The sequence below is a fragment of the Kitasatospora sp. UYEF31 genome, from assembly GCF_057291755.1.
Map to the genome: position 1 here is coordinate 24,151 of NZ_JBXAWK010000065.1, position 6,598 is coordinate 30,748.

Consider the following 6,598-nt stretch of genomic DNA (forward strand, 5'->3'; position numbering starts at 1 on the left):
AAATGTTAATGCTTCAGGCAGCTGGCGAGAGAATAACAGAGAGTGGTCGCTATGCGACAATCTGTGATATCTGCTGACTCGCCCACCCCTGGGGGACTGTGTGTACGACGTCGTCATTGTCGGCGGCGGCTCCGCCGGAGCCGTCCTGGCCGCGCGGTTGAGCGAGCGCCCGGACCGCAGTGTGCTGCTAATCGAGGCGGGCACCGCCAGGGCCGCCCTGGACGCGGCGGTGTACGGGGACGGGGCGGCCGCGCTCTGGGAGCAGCCCCCGCCGGACGCTCAACTGACCGGGCACGCGGCGGTACCGGTCCGGGCCAAGGTCCTCGGCGGCGGCTCCGCGATCAATGCCGGGGTGGCCATGCGAGCCCACTCGTCCGACTTCGCACGATGGGCCGCAAACGGCCTGCGCGACTGGAGCTACCAGGACGTACTCCCCTACTACCAGAAGTTGGAGACCGACCACCACGGCAGTGGCGGCAACGGCCTCCCCCTGCACGGAACCGGAGGACCGGTGCGTATCAACCGTGTGCCCCGGGCCGAGCTCTCCCCGTCCCACGACGCCTTCACCCGCGCCTGCGCCGAACTGGGCCTGGACGCCGTCGAGGACCTCAACTCCCCCCACACCGGCGGCGTGGGGCGCTACCCGCTGGGCATCGCCAACGGCATCCGGCAGAGCACCGGCCTGGTCTACCTGACCGAGGAGACACGCGCCCGGCCCAACCTCAGCATCCTGCAAGGGACCACCGTCACCCGAGTGCTCTTCGGACCGGACCGGCGCGCCGTCGGAGTTCGCACCGCCGACGGCACACAGTTCCACGGGACACAGACGGTACTGTCCGCCGGCGCGGCCGGCAGCGCGGCACTGCTACTGCGCTCCGGCATCGGACCGGCCCACGACCTGCTGGCGCTGGGCATCGAGCCGGTCGCGGACCTCCCGGTCGGTCGCCGACTGCGTGAACACCCCTGCGCCTACCTGCTGTTCGCGGCAAGCCCCGAGCCCCTGGGCCGCACCGACCCGCCGGTGTCGACCCTGCTGTGGACACGCAGCTCGCTGGCAGCCCCCGGCGAGCTCGACCTGCACATCGCCCCCAGCCACCTGATCCGCCCCAGCGCCTTCCCCCAGGGCCACGGACTCGGCTTCCTGGTCTCCGTCACCCGCACCGAACCCGACGCGCACGGAACCCTGAGCCTGACCAGTACCGACCCGCTGGCCCCGGCACGACTGGACCTCGCGCTGCTCGACCACCCCAGGGACCGGCTCAAGCTCATCGAGGGCATCGAGCTCGGCCGGGCCCTGGCCGCCACGGCCGCGATGCGGCCGCTGGGCCTGACCGAGACCGCCCCCGGCCCCATGGCAACCTCCCTGCAGGACCTCACCGCGTACCTACACACCCATGTCAAGCCCTATCCCCACCTGTGCGGCACCGCCCCGATGGGCCCGCCCTCGGATCCGCACGCGGTCGTCGACCAGCTCGGCCGGGTGCACGGCGTGCCCGGCCTGCGCGTGGCCGATGCCTCGATCCTTCCCGACGCCCCGTCCGTGGCCACCAATCTGACCGTCATCATGGCTGCCGAACTCATCGCCGACCGCTTCGACCAACCCTGACAGGACCACAGCCGATACCGCTGCCCCAGCCTTACTCTCTCGGCGGATCGCCCCTGTAGGAAACGCGTCGCCTGACGCCTCTGCCAGGGCTGTCGGCGGTGGCCTTCTCCGCGTCGATGAAGCGGGCGCGGTAGTTGAAGCGCTTGGTGTCCGCGACACAGCGACCAGTGCGGAGAGGGTGCCGGGGCGCCGAGCAGATGGACTTGCGTCCCGCCGGGCCCTTTGGCGCCGCGGACGACCTTGCCGTCGACGGACACCGCCCGCCGCGGAGCCGACGGCCCGTCGTCCGGCAACCGGTCGGTAAGCCAGGCCCCGATCACCGCGTCGAGGCGGTCGCCGTCGGTGTGCTGCAGGACCCTGCGGACGGTGGCTTCGTGCAGGGTGCGGTGGCGGTCGATGTGTGGGATATCCCGTGGGTTCGTCCCGACTGTCGGCTTCCCTTGCCGCAGGTCAGCCCGGGCGAAGGCGACCCCACTCCTATCTCGATCATGACGGGTCCTCAGGATTCCCGGAGAACCGTCATGATCAGATGTGAAGACGTGGTCCGTAGGTGGCGATCCGCCTGATCGGCCCTGTACTCGTATACATGTGAATACCTTGCTTGTGCAGCAGGTTTTGGCCGACCCGAAGTGGGCCGACACGCTCACCGAGGCGGACCGGCGGGGGCTGTCACCGCTGTTCTGGACGCACATGAACCCTTACGGCCGGTTCGAGCCGGACCTGACCAGCCGCCTGGATTTGGACCTGTCGATCCGGGCGACGGTGCCCGGGCCGCGCACTCCGCAGGGTGAGGCAGCCGCAGCCCAGGGGTGACGCGGCAGGGTCAGGGGCGGGCGGCTGGAACGTTCTGCCCCAGGCGGGCGCCCAGGGTGGCGGCGAAGTCCTCGGCGCGGGCCAGCTGGATCCGGAGCTTGTCGACCTGCTCGGTGGCGGCCTGCTCGTATTCGCGTACGCGCTCCAGCAGGGCGTCGCGCTGTTCGGCGTCGAGGTTACTGTCGGCGTCCAGGCGACCGGTGGCGTCCAGCAGGTCGCGCATCTGGTCGAGGGTGAAGCCGAGCGGCTTCATGCGGCGGATGACCATGAGCCGCTGCACGTCGGTCTCGGTGTAGAGGCGGAAACCCCCCTGGGAGCGGGCCGAGGGGGCGACCAGGCCGGTCTCCTCGTAGTGCCGGATGGTGCGCAGGGACAGTTCCGTCCGCGCGGCGACTTCGCCGATCTGCATGTGCTTGTCGTCCACGCCCGTCGTCCTAGCCCTTCCCATCGTGGCGGGCCGCGTCCCGTGCGACCCTGCCGATCTCTACTCTAACGTTAAGGTAGAGTTGCTGATGGCGAGGGCGGCCCGTACTGCCCCGCTACTGCCGTAGCGGGGTCGATGGCGTCCCCGGCGAAGATCCGATTCTTGCAAGAGAGAGCGTGCGCGAGCCCATGACGCCCGTCGCCGCCACCTGCCCGCCGTGACGCCTTCCCCCCGGACGTGATTCGGCCGCGCCCATCGCGCAGGCCCTCTGTCCGTTCTCGACTTCCGGCCCGCCCTGGCGGGCCGTCCGCGGAGTGCCGGCCCGGCCCCTCCGCGTCCTCCCGCCCACCCCCGACCTGCCCAGAGCGGGGTGTGCCCGAGCACGACAGGCTGACTCTCCCTTGTCTTCTTCCGTGGTCTCTCCCGCTGCGCGGCTACGCGGCCTGCGTCCGGACTGGCTGAACAACCCGAAGGTCTGGCGTACCGAGGTGCTGGCCGGCCTCGTGGTCGCGCTCGCCCTGATTCCCGAGGCGATCTCGTTCTCGATCATCGCGGGAGTCAACCCCGCAGTCGGCCTGTTCGCCTCGTTCACCATGGCCGTGGTCATCTCGATCGTCGGCGGCAGACGGGCGATGATCTCCGCTGCGACCGGCGCCGTCGCCCTGGTGATCGCGCCGCTGAACCGTGAGCACGGTCTGGGCTATCTGGTCGCCGCCGTCATCCTGGCCGGCGTCATCCAGATCGCCCTCGGTGCGCTGGGCGTGGCAAAGCTGATGCGGTTCGTACCGCGCTCGGTGATGGTCGGTTTCGTCAACGCTCTCGCCATCCTGATCTTCATGGCCCAGGTCCCCGAGATGCACGACGTTCCCTGGGCGGTCTATCCCCTCATCATCGGCGGCCTGGCTCTGATGGTGTTCTTCCCGAAGATCACCACCGTGATCCCCGCGCCACTCGTCTCCATCGTCATCCTGACCGTGATCACCCTTGCCGCGGGGATCGCGGTCCCGACGGTCGGCGACAAGGGCGAGCTGCCGTCCTCTCTGCCGGTGCCGGGACTGCCGGACGTGCCGTTCACCATGGACACCCTGACGACCATCGCGCCGTACGCGTTCGCGATGGCGCTGGTCGGTCTGATGGAGTCCCTGATGACGGCCAAGCTCGTCGACGACATCACCGACACCCACTCTTCCAAGACCCGGGAGTCCATCGGCCAGGGCATCGCCAACATCGTCACTGGCTTCTTCGGCGGCATGGGCGGCTGCGCGATGATCGGCCAGACCATGATCAACGTGAAGGTGTCCGGTGCCCGCACCCGCCTGTCCACCTTCCTGGCCGGCGTGTTCCTGATGGTGCTGTGCATCGCCTTCGGCCCGGTCGTCTCCGACATCCCCATGGCAGCCCTGGTCGCCGTCATGATCATGGTGTCGTTCGCGACCTTCGACTGGCACTCCATCGCCCCCAAGACGCTCAAGCGGATGCCCGCCGGTGAGATCGCCGTCATGGCCATCACCGTGACCTGTGTGGTCGCCACCGACAACCTCGCCATCGGCGTGGTCGTCGGCTCGGTCACCGCGATGGTCATCTTCGCCAAGCGCGTCGCCCACCTGGCCAACGTCACCGCGGTCACCGGCCCCGACGGGACCACGGTGGTCTACTCCGTGACCGGCGAACTGTTCTTCGCCTCATCCAACGATCTCGTCGGTCAGTTCGACTACGCAGGCGACCCCGACAAGGTTGTCATCGACCTCACCGCCGCCCACATCTGGGACGCCTCCTCCGTCGCTGCTCTCGATGCCATCGAGACCAAGTACGCCCAGCGCGGCAAGACCGTGGAGATCATCGGCCTGAACGATCCCAGCGCCGACCTTCACGGCAAGCTCACCGGCGAACTCACCAGCCACTGACCCCAGCACCACGGAACACGAAGGACCCCGAGAATCCGCCTCGGCCGGGGTCCTTCGTCGTTCTCACAAACGGCTGGTGGACCGTCTGGGCGTGGAGTGGTGATCGGCTATGCAGGGGGCGGTGGCGCAGTACGTCCGCCTGTTCGCGCAGGGTCAGGGCTATTGGCTGCTGGTCCTGCGCCGTACGGGCTGAGGCGTCCGCACGGCGCGGGTCACCAGGCGGCGGGGAGGTGGCGCCTGCCCTGGAGTTCGAGGTCCGCGGGTCCAGGTCCGGCGTGATCGGGCTGGTTGTCGGCGCAGAAACGACCATCTGTGCGAGTTCTGCACGAGCACCTCGAAATCCCGATCCCCGCCGACCGTGGACCGGGGCGGCTGTGGAAGGAGGGCCCGGCGCCCGCCGCCGTGCCCGCGCAGCGCAGCGAGCGGCCGATCAGAATCGGGTACGCGAGGACATCGACGGCCCGCCAAGAGCCGGCGAGCCAGCTCGAAGCCCTCCACGCGGCCGACTGCCACAAGGTCTTCTCCGAGCAGATCAGCACCCGCGTCAAAGTGCGGCCCCAGCTGGAGGCCGCGCTCAAACTGGCCCACCAGTTCAAGGAGGCCGCACCGGACGCTTCGGCCGCCGGGTGCCCCAGGCCGGTGCTCTGCTCGCGGTCGTTGCGATGGCCCTCTACGGGATGCAGATCAGCAGTCGGCAGGCCGGCTTGGACCTCACCGAGATGACGGCCCCCTCTTGCTGCTCGGTCTCGCCTTCGGCACGATCGGCGGACCACTGGCGGACATGTCGCTCGCCAAGGTCCCGCAGGAGGACGCCGGTTCGGCCTCGGGTCTGTTCAACACCGCGGTCCATCTCGGGATCGCCTTAGGGACCGCGCTGACGTTCGAGCACGCGGCCACGGCGTTTCTGGCCGCGCACACCGCCGGTCCCGGCGCCTAGTCGGCGGGGACCGCGAAGAAGTACCGGGAGACCCTGGCCGCGCTCGGCGCGAGGCTGGACACCTCGGTTACGTCCTCGGTCGCGCTGCTGAACAGCCCGCCCGGCACCGCGGCGCTCGCGGAGGCGTTCGACGCGGCGTTCGCGGGCGCGGTTCCGGCGACACCGCGCTGGCGGACGTGCTGGCCGCCCGCGCCGTGATGTACACCCCCAAGGTCCACAGCACTCCCCATAATCTCGACAAGGAGATCTCCTACCTGTGCGACCGGCTCGGCTGGACCGTCGAGCTCATGCTCCAGACCGGCCGCGGCGGGGGCGACCCCGGCACCGGCACCCCGAACCCGGCAGGTCACGCCGAACTCCTTATCGTGGACGAAGCAGACCGCTTGAAGACCGCTGCCCTGGAGCAACTGCGCGACCACCACGACCGCACCGGTATCGGACTCATCCTCATCGGCATGCCCGGCATCGAGAAGCGCCTCGCCCGCTACCCCCAGCTCTACTCCCGCGTCGGATTCGTCCACCACTACAAACCGCTCTCCGTCGAGGAACAGGCCTTCGTCCTCGCCCGCCACTGGCCCCACCTCGGCCTCGGCACCGGCGACGACTACGCCGCCACCGAAGCCGTCGCCGCCATCACCCGCATCACCCGCATCACCCGCATCACCCGCATCACCAACGGCAACTTCCGCCTCACCACCCGCCTCGTCGACCAGATCGAACGCATCCTGGAGATCAACGAGATCACCACCGTCACCAAGGAAGTCGTCGAAGCCGCCCGGGAAAACCTCGTCATCGGCATCATGTGACCGGTACACGCTGAAGCGGCGGGGGCCCCCCCGCGGGGGGGGGGGGGGGGCGCGGGGGGGGGGGGCCCCCCACCCCCCCCCCCCCCACCCCCAACAAGGCGGGGCCAC

Annotated in this window: 8 protein-coding genes; 6 read left to right on the forward strand and 2 right to left on the reverse strand. The window is 69.5% G+C overall.

Features of this window, described 5'->3' with window-relative positions; all coding sequences use genetic code 11:
* The first annotated feature begins 100 nt into the window (after positions 1–100).
* Positions 101–1,606, forward strand: a complete 1,506-nt coding sequence (locus AC0Z36_RS25105; RefSeq protein ID WP_485465316.1) for a GMC family oxidoreductase — start codon at positions 101–103, stop codon at positions 1,604–1,606.
* Positions 1,607–2,194: 588 nt separating this feature from the next.
* Entirely contained in the window at positions 2,195–2,419 is a 225-nt protein-coding gene (locus AC0Z36_RS25110) for a Tn3 family transposase (protein WP_485465317.1), read from the forward strand.
* A 10-nt stretch (positions 2,420–2,429) separates the two neighbouring features.
* Here the strand turns inward: AC0Z36_RS25110 and AC0Z36_RS25115 are convergent, their stop codons facing one another.
* A complete protein-coding gene (locus AC0Z36_RS25115) occupies positions 2,430–2,843 on the reverse strand; it encodes a MerR family transcriptional regulator (RefSeq protein ID WP_485465318.1) in 414 nt (137 codons plus the stop codon).
* A gap of 401 nt (positions 2,844–3,244) precedes the next feature.
* Between AC0Z36_RS25115 and AC0Z36_RS25120 the strand changes: the two genes are divergently transcribed.
* The 3 genes from AC0Z36_RS25120 (at position 3,245) to AC0Z36_RS25130 (ending at position 5,684) form a co-directional block, all read left to right on the forward strand.
* Positions 3,245–4,747 (forward strand): SulP family inorganic anion transporter, encoded by a 1,503-nt coding sequence (locus AC0Z36_RS25120; protein ID WP_485465319.1) that lies wholly within the window; start codon positions 3,245–3,247, stop codon positions 4,745–4,747.
* Positions 4,748–5,059: 312 nt separating this feature from the next.
* Positions 5,060–5,470, forward strand: a complete 411-nt coding sequence (locus tag AC0Z36_RS25125) for a recombinase family protein (RefSeq protein ID WP_485465320.1) — start codon at positions 5,060–5,062, stop codon at positions 5,468–5,470.
* Positions 5,471–5,480: 10 nt separating this feature from the next.
* Positions 5,481–5,684 carry a hypothetical protein gene (locus AC0Z36_RS25130; protein WP_485465321.1) on the forward strand — a complete coding sequence of 68 codons (204 nt, stop codon included), beginning with the start codon at positions 5,481–5,483 and terminating at the stop codon, positions 5,682–5,684.
* On the opposite strand, the gene AC0Z36_RS25135 is transcribed toward AC0Z36_RS25130, so the two are convergent.
* Entirely contained in the window at positions 5,681–5,902 is a 222-nt protein-coding gene (locus AC0Z36_RS25135) for a hypothetical protein (protein WP_485465322.1), read from the reverse strand. The genes AC0Z36_RS25130 and AC0Z36_RS25135 overlap by 4 nt on opposite strands.
* Between AC0Z36_RS25135 and AC0Z36_RS25140 the strand changes: the two genes are divergently transcribed.
* Positions 5,882–6,490 (forward strand): AAA family ATPase, encoded by a 609-nt coding sequence (locus AC0Z36_RS25140; RefSeq protein WP_485465323.1) that lies wholly within the window; start codon positions 5,882–5,884, stop codon positions 6,488–6,490. The genes AC0Z36_RS25135 and AC0Z36_RS25140 overlap by 21 nt on opposite strands.
* Positions 6,491–6,598 lie beyond the last annotated feature (108 nt).